The following is a 14,868-nucleotide window of genomic DNA, read 5'->3' on the forward strand; positions in this document are numbered from 1 at the left end:
ACCCTCCGAGGGTTTAAAATGATGTTGACATTTGAATGATGACAGTATCTGAGTGCTGCTGGTATCTCAACGTAGGATGGGGGGACCGAGACGAGGAGGAAGATGGTCCGGCTCAGCAGGGCACAGCAGCAGGAACGCAACCGGGCGCGGGTGCTCACCGCGGCACGCGAGGAGTTCGCCGAACGCGGCTTCCGCGACGCCAAGATCGACCGCATCGCGGACCGCGCCGACCTCACCCGGGGCGCCGTCTACTCCAACTTCCCGGGCAAACGCGCCCTGTACTTCGCGGTGCTGGCCGAGGCGGCCGAGCGCGAACCCCCGGCGGGGGCGGCCAGCCCCGCAGACGACGCCGCCCGGGCCCTGGGCGCCTTCGCCCGCGCGTGGGTGGCCCGCCTGCCCCTCACCGGCGCCGACGAGCGGGTCGGGGCCGAACTCATGGCCGAGGTGGCCGCCGACCCACGGGTGGGTCGGGTGTTCGCCCAGCTCACGGCGGTCCAGGCGATCCTGCTCGGGTGCGCCCTGGAGAGCCTCGACACCGAACCCGACCCCGGTCGGCGTCGGGTCAGGGTCGCGGAGAGCGTCCTGACCACCCTGCACGGTGCCGGACAGCTGGCCGCCGCCGCGCCCGGCTTCGCCGACCCCTTCACGGTCATCCGCTCCTGCGAACGCCTGGCCGGAGTGGACCTGGACGACGCCTGGCCGCTCCCGCACATCGCCCACGTCCAGCACGCCCGCCCCGTGGACGAACCCTGGTCCGCGCCCACCGCCCACGACACCCTGCGCGGCGAGCCCTTCCCGGTCGGGGACGGGATCGTGGCGGTGCTCGGGCTGCACCGGCTGGAGGCGGTGGAGGAGGCCCTGCGCGCCGCTCCGGAGGGGGTGCCGGTGACGATCGTGCCCGTCACCGCCGAGCCCGCCGAACTCCTCCCGTTGGTCCGACTGGCCCTGGCCGAACTCCGCTCCTGTCTGTCCCCGTCCTTCCCCGCCGGGGCCTGGGCGCGACCGAGGATCGCGCTCGACCCGGGTCTGGCCGCGGCCGCCGGCGCCGTCGATCCGGACGACGACACCGAGACCGCGCTCCGCCTGCACGGAGGCCGGGTCGTCGCCCGCTCCGAGGAACGCGGCGCGGCCCACGCGGTGGGCGCCTTCGTGCCTCCGAGGGGTTCGAGGAACGGCGCGAACGGGGCTCGGACCGCCCGCTGAGCCGGGGCTCCTCGTGGAAACCGCGGTACGTGCCCGCGCGGGCCCCCGCCACGGAGGGACGCGCGGCGGTGTCCGTGTTCCTCAGGGGTCCGGTTCCCGGCCGTCTCCGGGCCGCGTCGCCCGTGCGGCGGTGCGGCCCTTCGCGACGGCGCGGGCGGCCTCCTCGGGGCCGAACCCGGCGGCTGTCCAGGCGGCCACGTCCGCGCGGGGAATCCCCGCGTCCCACCAGTCCCGGAGCATGTCCTCGGCGTTCCGACCGGCCTCGGCGGCCCGCGCGGCCCGCTCGGGCGTCCATCCCAGTGACCGGTACAGGACCGCCTGGGTGGCGTTGACCCCGGCCCGCGCCCAGGGGACCGGCTCGCGGCGCCGCCAGCCCGCATCCAGGTAGGCGCGGGCGAGTCCCGGGGTGACACCGGCACGTAGGAGGGCGCGCATCGTCTCCGCCTGGGCGCCGTCCAGTGCCGGGTCGCGGTCGCGGCGGCGCCGGAACAGCCGGGCGAGCGGGCGTCGACGGTGGGGGCGCTCCCCGGCCAGGTGCCGTTCGGCCGCCTCGGCGGGGGAGTAACCCAGCTCGTGCCAGCGCACGGCCTCGGCCGGGCCCATCCCGGCGCGCAGGACCGGCTCCACCGTGTGCGGGGTCAGCCCGGCGGCCCGCCAGGTGCGGGCCGGGGCGGGGCGGTACACCCCGCGCGCCCGCCAGCGCTCGGCGGTCTCCGGCGGGAAGCCCGCGTCGATCCATCCGCGCGCCTCGTTCACGGTGAAGCCGCGTGCCGTCCAGGCGCGCGGGTCCTCGGGGTCGGGCGCGGGGTCGTCGAAGGTGAGGGTCATGGTTCCTCCCCGGATGGTGGACGGGGCCGTGGATGTCGTCCCCTGAAAGTCAATCTAGGTTGACCGCCCGGAAAAGTCAATCAAAGTTGACTTCGGTGGGGTTGTGCGGCCGAATACACCGATTTGACCTGCTACGGGACACGCCAGCCGAAGACTGGGTGAGCGGCGACGCCGGTGCGACACTGGTGACCGACGCCGGGGACCCCCGACCGGCCGCGAACGGTGGGGGTGGGAATGGAAGAGGAACGCGACGAGGCGGGAGCGCTCGGCCAGAGCGAACTCCTGTTCCAGAACCTCGTCAGATCCGTGCACAACAGCGGCCCCATCGAGGTCTTGGAGGCCGCCGACCGCTACGGCGCGGCGATCGGCCTCGGCGAGATCACCGTCCACCTCGTGGACCTGCAACAACGCCTGCTGGTCCCGCTCACCGGCGGGGCCATCCTCGACGTCGAGTCCACCATCGCCGGAGAGGCCTACCGCTCGGACACCCTGCGGCTGGTCGAGGGCGGCGCCGACGCGCTCAGCCTGTGGCTCCCGCTCAAGGACGGCGCCGACCGCATCGGGGTCGTGCACATCCGCACCCCCGCCATCGACGAACCCACCCTCCGCCGCTGCCAGACCCTCGCCGCGCTGCTGGCCCTGGTCATCACGTCCAAACGCGCCTACAGCGACACCTACGTCCGCCGCACCCGCGCCCGCGACGTGCAGCTACGCACCGAGATGCTGCGCGCCTTCCTCCCTCCCCGCACTCTCGGAACCCGGCGCGGGGTCTCCACCGCGGTCCTCGAACCCGCCTACGAGCTCGGCGGCGACGCCTTCGACCACTCCCTCACCCGCGACACCCTGCACGCCGTCATCCTGGACGCCATGGGCCACGACCTCGCCTCCGGACTGACGGCGTCGGTCGCCATGGCCGGGGCGCGGAGCGCCCGCCGCAACGGAGCCGACCTCGCGGAACTCACCGAGAACGTGGAACGCGCCCTGGTCACCTGGCTCCCCGAACGCTTCTGCACCGCCATCTTCGCCACCCTGGACCTGTCCAGCGGCCTGTTCTCCTGGGCCAACTGCGCCCACCCCGCACCCCTGCTCATCCGCCGCCAGAGCCTGGTGGAGGGGGCCCTGGAACGCACCCCCGAACTCCCGCTCGGCCTCGACGGGGTGGTCTCCGAGACCACCCCGCGCACCGTCCACCGGGTCGCCCTGGAACCCGGCGACCAGGTGCTCCTTTACACGGACGGTGTCACAGAGGCCCACGACAGCGAAGGGAGGATGTTCGGGCTGGAACGCTTCGCCGACTTCGTCATCCGGGCGGCCTCCGCCGACGAACCCGCCCCCGAGACACTGCGGCGCCTGATCCACGACATCCTCGACCACCAGCGCGGCGGCTTCACCGACGACGCCACCATCATGCTGCTGGAGTGGACCCCCGGAGGAGCGGTCCGGGGCCACCTCTGACCCCGGACCGGATCACCAGAGGGCGAGGACCCGGCTGGGGCCGCCGGAGGCGTCCAGGCCGGGCAGCACGCCCACCGTGATCATCGCCCCGCTCGGCGGCAGCTGCTCCAGACCGGTCAGGGACTCCAGCCCCCAGCGGTCGGCGCGCCCCACCACCTCGTGTGCCGCGAAGTCCGTGGAGCAACCGGGGTCCGTGCTGAGCGTGTCCACCCCGGTTCCGGCGACGGCCCGCTGGGAGAACAGGAAGTCGCAGGCCTCGGGGGAGAAGCCGGGAAAGTGCCAGGAGCCGTCCTCCGCGACGCCGCGGACCCGGTCGTCCCCCTCCGCCCAGCGCGAGCTCCACCCCGAGCACATCAGGACCGCCGCCCCTGCGGGGATGCGCCCGTACACGCGCTCGAAGGCGTGGACGTCGTCCACCGTCACGGTCGTGTCGGGGTCCTCGGCGGCCCGGGCGCGGATGTCGATCACGGCCGCCGGGGCGACCAGCTCGGACGGGTCGATGTCGGGCACGAGGCGGCCCCCGCCGATCACGTGGCCCGGAGCGTCCAGGTGCGTGCCGGTGTGCTCGGTCATGCTCCACCGTTGCAGGTAGAGCCCGAACTCCCCCGGTGCGGCGGACGGGACGACCGTCTCCCGGACCGGTTTCTCCTCGTCCCAGGACGGCATGGTGGGGGAGATGGTGTGGCTGAGGTCGACCACCCGTCGGAAGCCCTTCGGCCAGGGGCGTGGGGTGAGCGGAGGGGTCGGCGGCCCGGCGGGCGCGGCGTGCTCCGTCCGGGCCCTCACGGTCTCACCGGTTCCGTGCAAGCACATGGCGTCCCCTTCGTCGTGCGAACCCCCGGGGACGTACCCCGGGGGTGTGTCGGGTCAACCCTCCCAGGACCGGGGCGGCGAGGCCAGCGCGCGGCCGCTCCGATCAGGGACGCGGGCGGCCACGGGTCGGGACGAAGGGCGCGCCCGCCTCGGAGCCCGCACGGGGCCGCGTTCCGTTCAGTGGTGTGACGGGGGGACCGCGGTGAGGTTCCGGACCGGCCGCAGGAACAGCAGGACCACTCCCACGGCGAGCGTCGCCACCCCGCCGACCAGCAACACGGTCCGCGCTCCGAGAAGACCGGCGACCGGACCGGCCAGGGCCTGCCCCACCGGCAGCATGGCCAACGACCCGGCCACCTCGTAGGCGTGGATGCGACCCAGCACGGGCCCCGGCACCTGGGTCTGCACACTGGTCATCCACATCACGCCCCAGAACCCCACGGCGGCGCCGCTCACCGCCGCGCCCAGCGCCAGCGCCGGAACCCCCAGCCCCAGACCGACGGCCATCGAGTACGCGCCCGCCCCGAACAGCGCGACCGCCCCCGCTCGGAGGGGGAAGCGCGGACGTACCCGCATGGCGAGCACCCCGCCCAGAGCGGTCCCCCCACCCAGCGCGGAACTCACCAGTCCGAACGCCTTGGCGCCGTGTCCGAGGATGATCTCCGTCGAGGTCAGGGGAATCTTCGGGCCCCACATGGTCACCATCAGCACCATCCACAGCAGGATCACCGACCACATCCAGGTCCGCGAGCGGAACTCGCGCCACCCCTCGACGAGGTCCGCGACGTACCCCGGCCCCTCGCCCCGTCCACGGGTCGACTCGGGGAGCCGGATCATCGCGAGCAGCAGCGCTCCCACCGCGTAGGTTCCGGCGTGCACGGCGAAGACACCGGCCGCGGAGACCGCCGCGACCAGCAGTCCCGCCACCGCCGGACCGATCAGCATCGCGAGTGCCTCCGCCGTGCGGACGACCCCGTTGGCACCCTGCACGTCCCGGGCCACCCTCGGCACCACCGAGGCCACCCCCGGCTGGAACGCCCCGGCCGCGATCCCGTTGACGGCGCCGATCACACAGATCTGCCACAGCACCACGTGCCCCGTCAGGAACAGCAGGGCCGCCGTGCTCTGGGTGACCACGCGCACCAGGTCGGCGGCGACCATCATGCGCCGGGCACCCCAGCGGTCGGACAACACCCCGCCGAAGATCACGAACCCCACGAAGAACGCGGAGAACGCGGCCATCGCCAGTCCGACACCGCCCGCGCCCAGCCCATGGGCGAGCAGCCCGGCCGCCAGGGCGACCGGGAGCATCCCGTCACCGGTCTTCGCCACCGCCCGCGCGGCGAAGAAGAGGGCGAAGTCCCGTGACCACAGCCGGGGCCCGGACGCCCCACGCGGCACCGGCCTCCGCGGCGTCCGGTCGAGCTCGTCCGTCGGTCCACCGCGCTCCATGGGGCACCCCTCCGTCACCCCCGCGCCGGTCGTGAGGGCGTGTGCACACTACCGGTCCAGACCAGTTACCTCCAGAGGCTTCCCGCCTTGGGATCGGCTGCGCGAAGGCGCCGCGATTCCCCTCCACAACGGGGGCCCGGAACGATTGAATGGTGGGCCGAACCACGAGCGGAGAAGGAACACATGCCCGAATCCAGCGCCGACTGGTGGAAGTCCAGCGTCGTCTACCAGATCTATCCGAGCAGCTTCAAGGACAGCGACGGCGACGGCGTCGGAGACCTGCCGGGGATCATCGAGAAACTCGACTACCTGAAGCTGCTCGGCGTGGACGTGGTGTGGCTGTCACCCGTCTACCCCTCGCCGTGGGACGACAACGGCTACGACATCAGCGACTACACCGGCATCGACCCCCGGTTCGGCACCCTGGACGACTGGGACCGCCTCCGGGACGGGCTGCACGAGCGCGGCATGCGCCTGGTGATGGACCTGGTCGTCAACCACACCAGCGACCGCCACCCCTGGTTCACCGCCTCCCGCGAGGGCGACCCGGACCGGCGCGACTTCTACGTCTGGCGGCCCGGACGCGACGGCGGACCCCCCAACAACTGGGGATCGGTCTTCTCCGGCCCCGCCTGGACCTACGACGAGGGGCGCGGCGAGTACTACCTCCACCTGTTCAGCCCGTCGCAACCCGACCTGGACTGGGAGAACCCGAAGGTGCGCGCGGCCGTGCACGAGGTCGCCCTGTGGTGGCTGGCCCGGGGCGCGGACGGGTTCCGGATGGACGTCATCAACTTCGTGTCCAAGAACCCCAAACTCCCCGACGGGCCGCTGACCGGCGACTACGGTGACTTCGCCGAGCACGCGATCAACGGGCCGCGGATGCACGAGTTCCTGCACGAGATGCACGAGACCGTGTTCGCCGGGCGCGACGTGCTCACCGTGGGGGAGATGCCCGGGGTGAGCGTGGAGCAGGCGCGCATCCACACCAACCCGGTCAACCGCGAGCTGGACATGGTGTTCCAGTTCGAGCACGTGGACCTGGACCACGGTCCCGGCGGCAAGTTCGACCCCCGCCCGCTGGACCTGGTCCGGCTCAAGGCCTCGCTCAACCGCTGGCAGACGGGGCTCAACGACCGGGGCTGGAACAGCCTGTACTGGAACAACCACGACCAGCCGCGCGTGGTCTCGCGGTTCGGTGACGACGGCCGGTACCGGGTCGAGTCCGCGACGGCGATCGCCACCACGCTGCACATGATGCAGGGCACGCCGTACGTCTACCAGGGCGAGGAACTGGGCATGACCAACGCCCACCTGGACGACATCGCGGACTACCGCGACCTGGAGACCCTCAACTACCACCGGACCATGGTGGAGACCGGCCGGGTGGACGCCGCGACCGCCATGGCCGGGATCGCCGGGATGAGCCGGGACAACGCGCGTACCCCCATGCAGTGGACCGCCGGGGAGAACGCCGGGTTCACCACCGGGACACCGTGGATCGGGGTCAACCCGAACCACGTGGGGATCAACGCCGAGGCCGCCGTCGCGGACCAGGGGTCGGTCTTCCACCACTACCGGCGTCTGATCGCGCTCCGCAAGAAGCACCCGGTCATCGCGCACGGGCGCTTCGCGCCGCTGCTGGAGGAGGACCCCCGGGTCTACGCCTACACCCGCGCGTACAACGGCCAGGTGCTGCTCGTGCTGGCCAACTGGAGCGACCGGACGGTGGAGGTGGACCTGCCCGAGGACGTGGCGGGCCCCGACGCCGCGACGCTGATCGGCAACCTCCCCGACCCCGGACCGGCCCGGGCCCCGCTGCGCCCCTGGGAGGCCCGCGTCCACCTGACCGCCTGATCCACCGGACAGGGGCCCTGCTCCCGCGCCCGATCCGTGAGTACTGTGTGGGTCAGCCGATCGAGCGGGAGTGGGGCCTTCATGAGAGTGGTCATCGTCGGAGCCGGTGTGGGAGGGCTCGCCCTGGCCCGGGGGCTCGTCGGGAGCGGACACGCGGTCGAGGTCCACGAGCGCGCGCCCGAACCGCGCTCCGGTGGCGCCGGGCTCGCCCTCTACCCCAACGGGACCGCGGCCCTGCGGGCCCTGGGGGTGGAGTCCGGGGGCATCGGCCGTCGCCTCGACGGCCTGGAGAACCGTGACCCGTCCGGGCGCCCGCGCTACACGCTCGACGTGGACGCGGTGGGCGAGCACTACGGGTTCGGGTCCCGCACCGTGCCCCGGCGCGCGCTCCTCGCCCTCCTCGCGGACGGACTGCCCGAGGGCACCGTGCGGTACGGGCGCGTGTGCACCCGGGTGCGGGTCAACACCGACGGCACAGTCAGCGCGCTCTTCGGGGACGGTTCCAGCGCCACCGGCGACGTGGTCGTCGGCGCGGACGGTGTGCGCTCCGCCGCCCGTCGTGAGCTGTGGGAGGGCGACCCGGCCCGCCCGACCGGCTGGGCCAGCTGGCGGGGGCTCACCCGGGTGCCCACGGACCTGGCGTCGGGCACGGTCGCGGCCGTGGTCCAGGGGCGTCAGGGCGTGTGCGGCATGATGCCCGCCGGTGACGGTCTCGTGCAGTGGTGGTTCGACGTGCGCTGGCGGCCGGACATCTCCGCGCCCGCGTCCCCGGTGGGCGTGCTGCGCCGCCTGTTCGAGGGCTGGACCGACCCCGACGTGCGCGCGGTCCTGGAGCACGCGGAGGACGACGACCTCGGGCTGGTCGAGCACGTGCGCCACCGGGTGCGCCGGGTCTGGGGCGAGGGCGGGGCGACGCTGCTGGGCGACGCCGCCCACGCCTTCGCGTCCTCCACCGCGCAGGGGGCCAACCAGGCCCTGGAGGACGCGTGGGCGCTGACCCTGGCCCTGTCCGACGAGGCCGCCGAGGCCGATCCCGCCGCCGCGCTGCGCCGGTACGAGTCGGTGCGGCGGGGGCCGGTGCACGTTGCGTCGCTGGCCTCGGGCGCGGAGGCGATCACGCGGTTCTCCCCGCCCCGGTTCCTGGGTCGCGAACGGCTCGGCTCCCTGGCCACCCGTCAGTTCATCGGATACCTGGGCGGGGTGAGCAACGTCCTCACCGACCGCCGTCCCTGAGTTCGTCCCCGGGGGTGACCGGCCGCATCCGAACCGGGAGGGGAGACCCCTCCCGGTTCAGATTTTTTGAATTGGCATCAAGTGAGGTTAGACTAACCTTGCTTGATGTCGGGGTTCTCCCGTTTTGTTGGCTTCTTCGCGCTGCCCTCCTTCGAGGGGCCTCCCCCTGCGCGTATCCGGCCCGCCCAGAGCGACGCGGCCGCTCCCCGTGACGAAGAAAGCAGTGAGCATGAACTCCACCCTGCGCCGAGTCGGCGGCATCGCACTCACCTCGGCCCTCGCCCTCGGCCTCGCCGCCTGCGGAACCGACGGCGAGGACACCTCCTCGGGCGGCGGCGGGGACGGCACCTTCCCCGTCACCATCGAGAGCGCCCTCGGCACCGCCGAGATCCCCGAACGCCCCGAACGCGTCGTCACCCTCGGCCAGGGCTCCGCCGAGACCGCCATCGCCCTGGGCACCGTGCCGGTCGGTATCGAGAGCTACGAGTGGGGCAGCGACGACACCGGGTACCTGCCCTGGATCCACGAGGCCGTCACCGAGTCCGGCGAGGAGCTGCCCGAGCAGTTCGCCGGGGCCGACGACATCGACTTCGAGGCGATCATCGAACTCGCCCCCGACGTCATCCTCGCCCCCTGGTCCGGGGTGACCCAGGAGCAGTACGACATCCTCACCGACATCGCCCCCACGGTCGCCTACCCCGACCTCGCCTGGAGCACCGACTGGGACGAGCAGATCGAGATCATCGGCCAGGCCCTCGGCCAGCCCGAGGAGGCCGGGGAACTCGTCACCGAGATCGAGGGCCGGTTCGAGGAGGCGGCCGCCGCGAACCCCGAGTTCGCCGACCTCACCTTCTCGTACGTCTACACCGACGGCCCCGGCACGCTCGGCGTCTTCCTCCCCGACGAGCAGCGCGTGGCCATGGTCCGCGGCCTGGGACTCCAGGTCGACCCGGTCGTGGAGACCTTCCCCGAGACCGAGGGCACCGACTCCGCCCTGGTCGGACTGGAGAACGCCGACCAGTTCGGTGACAGCGACCTCGTCTTCACCTTCTACACCGACGCCGAGACGCGCGCCGAGATCGAGTCCCAGGACCTGTACGGCTCCATCCCCGCCATCGAACGCGGCTCCGTGGTCACCAGCGACGACAACTCCTTCGTCACCGCCTCCTCCCTGATCAACCCGCTCACCGTGCCCTGGGTCATCGAACGGTACGTCCCCCTCATCGAAGAGGCCGCCCAGACCCTGGACGACTGAGGCGGACCGGCGACGTGATCGTGAAGACACCCGCGGCGCCGCCCCGCACCGGGCCCGCCCGCGCCGCGCTCGTCCTGGTCGCGGCCGGGGCGGTCCTGGTCGGCGCGGTCCTGCTCAGCCTGGTGGCGGGCAGCAGACCCACCTCGCCCCTGGAGGTGTGGCAGGTACTCCTCGGAGAGGGCGACCCCCACGTCACCGTGGTGGTCGAGAGCCGCTACCCGCGCACCCTGCTCGGGATCGTGGCCGGGGCGGCGCTGGCCCTGTCCGGCACCCTCATGCAGGGGGTGACCCGTAACCCGTTGGCCGACCCCGGTCTCCTGGGAGTCAACGCGGGCGCCGCCGCCGCCGTGGTCACCGCCACGGCACTGCTCGGGCCCGCCTCCACCTCGGCCACCGTGTGGTGGGCGCTGCCCGGTGCCCTGCTGGCCGGGTTGGCCGCCCACACGGTGGGCACCCGTGGCGGAGACGGCGGCATGGTGCGCCTCGTCCTGGCTGGGGCGGTGGTCTCCGCGGTGCTCATGGCCTACGTCCAGGCGATCTCCCTGAACATGCCGGACGTGTTCGACAGCTACCGCTACTGGGTCGTCGGCTCCCTGGCGGGGCGCGGCTACGACGTGGTCCTCGCCGTGCTGCCGGTGGTCGGCGCGGGAATGCTGCTCGCGCTGCTGGTCATGGGCTCGCTCAACGCCCTGGCTCTGGGGGAGGAGGCGGCCGTGGCCACCGGCGCCAACGTGTTCCTGGCGCGCTCGGGAGGGCTGCTCGCGGGCACCGTGCTCGCGGCGGGTGCCACCGCCGCGGCCGGGCCCATCGCCTTCGTCGGCCTGGCCGTCCCGCACGTGGTGCGCGGCCTGGTCGGGGTGGACTTCCGCCTCCAGGTGCCCTTCGCCCTGTTGGTCGGCCCCTCCCTGCTGTTGGTGGCCGACGTCGTGGGCCGCACCCTGGTGCGTCCCATGGAGCTCATGGTGGGCGTGGTCACGGCCTTCGTGGGCGCGCCGGTGCTGCTGTACGTGGTCCGGAAGTCGAGGACGGGGACGTGAACCACCAGATCCGAACCACGGCGGACCGGCCGCTCCCCGGAACGGCGCGCGGACCCGCCCCCGCCCCCGCCCCGCGACCGCCGTTCCCGGTCCTGCGCCTGGGCCGCCATGTCGCGTTGCCTCTGCACCGGCGCTCCCTGGTGATGGGACTCCTGCTGTCGGCGCTCCTCCTCGCGGCGGCCGCCGCCACCCTGAGCCTGGGCCGACTGGGCGTGCCCCTCACACAGCTGCCCGCCGTCCTGTCCGGCCAGGGAGAGGCCACCCACCTCTTCGCCCTCGAACGGCTGCGCGGCCCCCGGCTGTCCGTGGCCGTGGGCACGGGCGTCGCCCTGGGCCTGGCCGGCGCGCTCTTCCAGTCCGTGACCCGCAACCCGCTGGGCAGCCCCGACGTGATCGGGCTGGGTGCGGGGGCCGGGGCGGGCGCGGCCTTCGCCGCGCTCATGCTGCCGGGGATCGTGCCCGTCCCCCTGGGAGCGCTGGCCGGAGCGGCCCTGGCGGTGGCGGTCGTGGCCGCCGTGACCGGAACGGGGCTGCGCGACCCCGGGCGGCTGATCGTCGCGGGCATCGGCGTGGCCGCGATGGCCCAGGCCTTCACCCACTTCGTGGTCTCGGTGATGGCCCGCGACAAGGCCAGCGTCCTGGCCGCCTACGTCAACGGCAGCCTCGGAGCCCGCTCCTGGGAGCACTCCACCACCATCTGGCTGACCCTGGCGCTCGCGGTCCCGGTGGTCGTGGCCCTGGCCGGACCCATCACCGTCAACGAGATGGGCGACGAACTCGCGGACTCCCTGGGGGCCCGGGCCGCCAGCAGCCGCACCGCCGCGGTCGTCCTCTCCGTGGTGCTGTCGGCGGCGGCCGTGAGCGTGGCCGGGCCGATCGCGTTCGTGTCCCTCACCGCGCCGCAGATCGCGCGCAGGCTCAGCGGCGCGCCCGGCCCCAACCTGGCGCTCTCCGGCCTGGTGGGGGCGTTCCTCCTGGTCACGGCCGATCTGGCCGTCCAGCACGCGCCGATCGCCGAGGGCCTGCCGGTCGGCGTCCTCACCCTGGCGTTCGGCGGCGTGTACCTGGGCTACCTGCTCATCCGTGAATGGCGAAAGGGAAGACTGTGAGCCGAGAGACCGTCCCGGTCCTGGCCGCCGAGGGCCTCACCCTGGGCTACGGCGCGGACCCGGTCGTGCGCGACCTGGACCTGACCATCGCCCAGGGTGAGTTCACCGTGATCGTCGGCCCCAACGGCTGTGGCAAGTCCACCCTGCTCAAGGCGTTGGGGCGGGTCAACAAGCCGGGCTCCGGACGGGTGCTGCTGCACGGTCGCGACGTGCGTTCGCAGCGCCCCAAGGCGGTCGCCCGCCAGCTGGCGCTGCTGCCGCAGAGCCCTCTGGCGCCCGAGGGCATCACCGTCCGCGCGCTGGCGGCGCGCGGACGGTTCCCCCACCACACCCTGTTGCGGCAGTGGAGCCCCGAGGACGTGACCGCCGTGTCGCGCGCCCTGGAACTGGCCGGGCTCACCGACCTCGCGCACGTCCAGGTGGGGTCGCTCTCGGGCGGCCAGCGCCAGCGCGCCTGGGTGGCGATGGTCCTGGCCCAGGACAGCGGCACGCTGCTGCTGGACGAGCCCACCACCTACCTGGACATCGCGCACCAGTACGACCTGCTGGAGCTCTTCGCCGATCTGCACCGTGGCGGCCGCACGGTGGTCGCCGTCCTGCACGACCTGGCCCAGGCGGCCCGGTTCGCCACGCGCGTGGTGATGATGGACGGGGGAGCGGTGGTCGCGGACGGCACCCCGGAGGAGGTCGTCACGGCCGAACGCGTGGCGTCGGTGTTCGGGTTGGCCTGCGACGTGGTGCCGGACCCCCGGACCGGGACGCCGCTGGTCATCCCGCACGAGCGGGTGCCCGCGGCCCCCTGACCTCAGGGGTGCGGCCGTGGCGCCGGGGCCGTGGTCCCCGGACCCGGCGGGGTCCGCCGACCGCGGGCGGCCTTGTACTCCTCCCAGCGTTCCAGCAGCACGTCGTGGTAGCCGTCCAGCCAGGTCATGTAGTCGTACATGTTGTGCAGCCGGGTACGGGAGGACTCGCCCAGATCGGGGAGCCGCTCCAGCGCCGAGGCGGCGAGGTCGCGCTGCTGGCGCAGGTAGGAGCGCTCGTTGCGCAGGAACCCGCCCCAGACGTCCTCGTCCATGCTGATCAGCCGTGAGCGGCTGTCGGGGGCGTCCACGAGGGTCACGAACCCCAGCTCGCGCAGGCGGCGCACCGACTGGGAGACCGAGCCCCGGCTCACCCCCGCGCCCTCGGCGACGGCCTCGGCGCTGACCGCGTCCCGGTCGGCCACCAGCAGGTAGCCCACGATGCGGCCCTCGGCCTTGGGGCGCCCCTGGGACTGCCAGTAGGCGGCGAAGCGCCCGACGAAGTCGTCGCGGAACTCCTCCGCGCCGTCCCCGTCCTCCTCCACCGCACCCGCGTCCAACGCCTGTTCCTCCTGTGCCCCCTGCGTCATGGGGGCCACGATATCGCCCATACGGTCGGCTCTCCGCCGGTTGCGGGAGGGCCGTTCAGGGGGTGGCGCGCAACGACTCCAACAGGTGCGCGAGGGCCGACCACACGTCCTCCAGGTCGCGTTCGGTGCCCGTGTCGGCCAGCCACAGCGCGGCCTCGTTCATGGCCCCGGACAGCAGGTGGGAGAGCGGGGCGACCGGTCGCGGCGCGATGACGCCCGCCTCGGCCAGTGAGGTGAGCGCCTCGGCCAGGTGGCGCGCGGAGGTGGCCTCGTCGAGGGCGCGCCACTCGCTCCACCCCAGGACGGCGGGGCCGTCCACCAGCATCACGCGGCGGACGTCGGGGGCGGTGCTGGCGGTGAGGAAGGCGCGGCACCCGGCGGTCAGCCGCTCCCATGGGTCCTCGTGGGCGTCGGCGGCCTCGGCCACGGCGGCCCCCACCTCCGCCTGGGCCTGTTCCAGGACCGCGCGGAACAGGGCGGTCTTGCCCGAGAAGTGGTGGTAGAGCGCGCCCTTGGTGACCTGGGCGGCCGCCACGATCTCGGCCAGCCCCACGCCGCCGTACCCGTGCTCGGTGAACAGGCGGCGTCCCTCGCGGACCAGGGCCCGCCTGGTCCGCTCCCGCTGTTCGGCCCTGGCCCCGGTGTCCCTGGTCACTGGTCCTCCTGTTGACATACCGACGGTACGTGAATAGCGTACTCGACATACCGTTGGTATGTGAAAGGAGCGCCCATGCGCCTCAGCGGCTTCTATCCCGTGCTGTGCACACCCCGCCTCCAGGAGAGCCACGCCTTCTACACGCGCTGGTTCGGCTTCGAGGACACCTTCGTGGCGGACTGGTACGTGAGCCTGCGCCGCCCCGGCCCGCCCGCCCACGAACTCGCACTGCTCGCGGCCGGCCACCCGACCCTGCCCGAGGGCCACCGGGCGCCCGCCGCCCAGGGCGTGCTGCTCAACCTCGAGGTGGCCGACGTGGACGCCGAGTGGCGTCGCCTGGTGGTCGAGGGCGGACTGGAACCGGTGCTCACCCTCCGCAGCGAGGCGTTCGGACAGCGGCACTTCATCGTGGCCGACCCCGCCGGGGTCCTGGTCGACGTCATCACCCCGATCGACCCCTCCGACGAGTACGCGGAGCGGTTCCTCGACTGAGGCGCCCGGCCGCCGCCTTGCGCCCCGTCCGCGTTCCCGGGCCCGCTCCGTGCGCGACGCACGGGGTACCATCCGGTCGGTATGCTGGC

14 protein-coding genes are annotated in these 14,868 nt (G+C 73.3%); 9 read left to right on the forward strand and 5 right to left on the reverse strand.

Annotation, left to right across the window (positions count from 1 at the left end):
* The first annotated feature begins 102 nt into the window (after positions 1 to 102).
* Positions 103 to 1,203 carry a TetR/AcrR family transcriptional regulator gene (locus AC0VYM_RS12365; RefSeq protein WP_475462296.1) on the forward strand — a complete coding sequence of 367 codons (1,101 nt, stop codon included), beginning with the start codon at positions 103 to 105 and terminating at the stop codon, positions 1,201 to 1,203.
* Between the two features lie 81 nt (positions 1,204 to 1,284).
* Here the strand turns inward: AC0VYM_RS12365 and AC0VYM_RS12370 are convergent, their stop codons facing one another.
* On the reverse strand, positions 1,285 to 2,031 hold the full coding sequence (locus tag AC0VYM_RS12370) for a hypothetical protein (RefSeq protein WP_475462298.1): 747 nt from the start codon (positions 2,029 to 2,031) through the stop codon (positions 1,285 to 1,287).
* 234 nt (positions 2,032 to 2,265) lie between these two features.
* Here AC0VYM_RS12370 and AC0VYM_RS12375 point away from each other — a divergent pair, with 234 nt between their 5' ends.
* Positions 2,266 to 3,486: a PP2C family protein-serine/threonine phosphatase gene (locus AC0VYM_RS12375; protein ID WP_475462300.1), complete on the forward strand. Its 1,221-nt coding sequence runs from the start codon at positions 2,266 to 2,268 to the stop codon at positions 3,484 to 3,486.
* 12 nt (positions 3,487 to 3,498) lie between these two features.
* Here AC0VYM_RS12375 and AC0VYM_RS12380 read toward each other — a convergent pair whose 3' ends face one another.
* Together AC0VYM_RS12380 and AC0VYM_RS12385 are read right to left on the reverse strand one after the other, a co-directional pair.
* The gene (locus tag AC0VYM_RS12380) at positions 3,499 to 4,299 is read right to left on the reverse strand and encodes a cyclase family protein (protein ID WP_475462302.1); all 801 of its coding nucleotides are present in this window, start codon (positions 4,297 to 4,299) and stop codon (positions 3,499 to 3,501) included.
* A gap of 177 nt (positions 4,300 to 4,476) precedes the next feature.
* Positions 4,477 to 5,751 carry an MFS transporter gene (locus AC0VYM_RS12385; RefSeq protein ID WP_475462304.1) on the reverse strand — a complete coding sequence of 425 codons (1,275 nt, stop codon included), beginning with the start codon at positions 5,749 to 5,751 and terminating at the stop codon, positions 4,477 to 4,479.
* A gap of 183 nt (positions 5,752 to 5,934) precedes the next feature.
* Here AC0VYM_RS12385 and AC0VYM_RS12390 point away from each other — a divergent pair, with 183 nt between their 5' ends.
* The 6 genes from AC0VYM_RS12390 to AC0VYM_RS12415 all read left to right on the forward strand — a co-directional run bounded on the left by AC0VYM_RS12390 (position 5,935) and on the right by AC0VYM_RS12415 (position 13,045).
* Entirely contained in the window at positions 5,935 to 7,608 is a 1,674-nt protein-coding gene (locus AC0VYM_RS12390) for a glycoside hydrolase family 13 protein (RefSeq protein ID WP_475462306.1), read from the forward strand.
* 81 nt (positions 7,609 to 7,689) lie between these two features.
* Complete coding sequence (locus tag AC0VYM_RS12395; protein WP_475462308.1) at positions 7,690 to 8,841, forward strand: FAD-dependent oxidoreductase; 1,152 nt, start codon at positions 7,690 to 7,692, stop codon at positions 8,839 to 8,841.
* A 229-nt stretch (positions 8,842 to 9,070) separates the two neighbouring features.
* A complete protein-coding gene (locus tag AC0VYM_RS12400; RefSeq protein WP_475462310.1) occupies positions 9,071 to 10,096 on the forward strand; it encodes an iron-siderophore ABC transporter substrate-binding protein in 1,026 nt (341 codons plus the stop codon).
* A 14-nt stretch (positions 10,097 to 10,110) separates the two neighbouring features.
* Positions 10,111 to 11,133, forward strand: a complete 1,023-nt coding sequence (locus AC0VYM_RS12405) for a FecCD family ABC transporter permease (protein WP_475462312.1) — start codon at positions 10,111 to 10,113, stop codon at positions 11,131 to 11,133.
* Positions 11,130 to 12,242, forward strand: a complete 1,113-nt coding sequence (locus AC0VYM_RS12410) for a FecCD family ABC transporter permease (RefSeq protein ID WP_475462313.1) — start codon at positions 11,130 to 11,132, stop codon at positions 12,240 to 12,242. The genes AC0VYM_RS12405 and AC0VYM_RS12410 overlap by 4 nt, the downstream gene beginning before the upstream one ends.
* Positions 12,239 to 13,045, forward strand: a complete 807-nt coding sequence (locus AC0VYM_RS12415) for an ABC transporter ATP-binding protein (RefSeq protein WP_475462315.1) — start codon at positions 12,239 to 12,241, stop codon at positions 13,043 to 13,045. The genes AC0VYM_RS12410 and AC0VYM_RS12415 overlap by 4 nt, the downstream gene beginning before the upstream one ends.
* 2 nt (positions 13,046 to 13,047) lie before the next feature.
* Here the strand turns inward: AC0VYM_RS12415 and AC0VYM_RS12420 are convergent, their stop codons facing one another.
* Positions 13,048 to 13,632, reverse strand: a complete 585-nt coding sequence (locus AC0VYM_RS12420; protein WP_475462316.1) for a GbsR/MarR family transcriptional regulator — start codon at positions 13,630 to 13,632, stop codon at positions 13,048 to 13,050.
* 55 nt (positions 13,633 to 13,687) lie between these two features.
* Positions 13,688 to 14,287, reverse strand: coding sequence for a TetR/AcrR family transcriptional regulator (locus AC0VYM_RS12425; RefSeq protein ID WP_475462318.1), 600 nt, complete (start codon positions 14,285 to 14,287; stop codon positions 13,688 to 13,690).
* Positions 14,288 to 14,362: 75 nt separating this feature from the next.
* Between AC0VYM_RS12425 and AC0VYM_RS12430 the strand changes: the two genes are divergently transcribed.
* Positions 14,363 to 14,779, forward strand: coding sequence for a VOC family protein (locus AC0VYM_RS12430; protein ID WP_475462320.1), 417 nt, complete (start codon positions 14,363 to 14,365; stop codon positions 14,777 to 14,779).
* Positions 14,780 to 14,868 lie beyond the last annotated feature (89 nt).

It is taken from the genome of Nocardiopsis sp. iso_237, assembly GCF_056173345.1.

Bases quoted from the DNA above. Each gene is read 5' to 3' on its own strand.
- AC0VYM_RS12380 (WP_475462302.1), bottom strand. From the start codon at position 4,299: ATGTGCTTGCACGGAACCGGTGAGACCGTGAGGGCCCGGACGGAGCAC.
- AC0VYM_RS12390 (WP_475462306.1), top strand. From the start codon at position 5,935: ATGCCCGAATCCAGCGCCGACTGGTGGAAGTCCAGCGTCGTCTACCAG.
- AC0VYM_RS12375 (WP_475462300.1), top strand. From the start codon at position 2,266: ATGGAAGAGGAACGCGACGAGGCGGGAGCGCTCGGCCAGAGCGAACTC.
- AC0VYM_RS12430 (WP_475462320.1), top strand. From the start codon at position 14,363: ATGCGCCTCAGCGGCTTCTATCCCGTGCTGTGCACACCCCGCCTCCAG.
- AC0VYM_RS12420 (WP_475462316.1), bottom strand. From the start codon at position 13,632: ATGACGCAGGGGGCACAGGAGGAACAGGCGTTGGACGCGGGTGCGGTG.
- AC0VYM_RS12400 (WP_475462310.1), top strand. From the start codon at position 9,071: ATGAACTCCACCCTGCGCCGAGTCGGCGGCATCGCACTCACCTCGGCC.
- AC0VYM_RS12395 (WP_475462308.1), top strand. From the start codon at position 7,690: ATGAGAGTGGTCATCGTCGGAGCCGGTGTGGGAGGGCTCGCCCTGGCC.
- AC0VYM_RS12365 (WP_475462296.1), top strand. From the start codon at position 103: ATGGTCCGGCTCAGCAGGGCACAGCAGCAGGAACGCAACCGGGCGCGG.
- AC0VYM_RS12385 (WP_475462304.1), bottom strand. From the start codon at position 5,751: ATGGAGCGCGGTGGACCGACGGACGAGCTCGACCGGACGCCGCGGAGG.
- AC0VYM_RS12370 (WP_475462298.1), bottom strand. From the start codon at position 2,031: ATGACCCTCACCTTCGACGACCCCGCGCCCGACCCCGAGGACCCGCGC.